The sequence below is a fragment of the Flavobacterium sp. ABG genome, assembly GCF_001027725.1.
Classification (GTDB): domain Bacteria; phylum Bacteroidota; class Bacteroidia; order Flavobacteriales; family Flavobacteriaceae; genus Flavobacterium; species Flavobacterium cupriresistens.
In genome coordinates this window covers 1-472 of sequence record NZ_LEKS01000070.1, presented here as the reverse complement: position 1 = coordinate 472, position 472 = coordinate 1, and the positions used below count along the sequence as shown (strand labels likewise).

Here is a 472-nt window from a genome sequence, read left to right as displayed (position 1 = left end):
CATCGCTGTTCCCGCATGATGAATATCTACTATTTCCTCGTTTCCTTTCAATGCTTTTTGCATTACTTCACTATCATCTGAATTAGAAGTATTGGCCAAAGTAATATTGGGAAACAACGCTTGTAGCAATAATAGTCGGTTGGTTTCACTTTTTGAGCCGGTAACTGCAATTTGAGCTTGTAAATTGGAATGGGAAGTTTGTAACAGTAAATTCATGTTTTTAATTATGAGTTATGAATTATGAGGTATAGCTTTCGCTTTTAACTCAAATAATTTAGGGACGCAATTTACCACTACTCATTCACAATTCATAATTTACAATTCACAAATTATTTAAGTTTTTCGTTGTTTTTGTGACGGTCTTTGTCACGGACGGATTTCAAATCCATTTTCTTGTCGAAAGCAGCTTGTAAATCGATTCCCGTTTGATTGGCCAAACATAAAACCACGAAAACCACATCGGCCAATTCTT

At 35.0% G+C, this 472-nt stretch carries 1 protein-coding gene and 1 pseudogene; both read right to left on the bottom strand.

Annotated features, from left to right (window positions below):
* Window positions 1–216 (bottom strand): annotated as a pseudogene (locus AB674_RS21710) (3-phosphoshikimate 1-carboxyvinyltransferase); the annotation flags it as partial.
* Between the two features lie 113 nt (window positions 217–329).
* Window positions 330–472, bottom strand: a 143-nt coding sequence (locus AB674_RS21705; protein WP_047779381.1) for a MazG nucleotide pyrophosphohydrolase domain-containing protein, incomplete at its 5' end; no start/stop codon positions are given.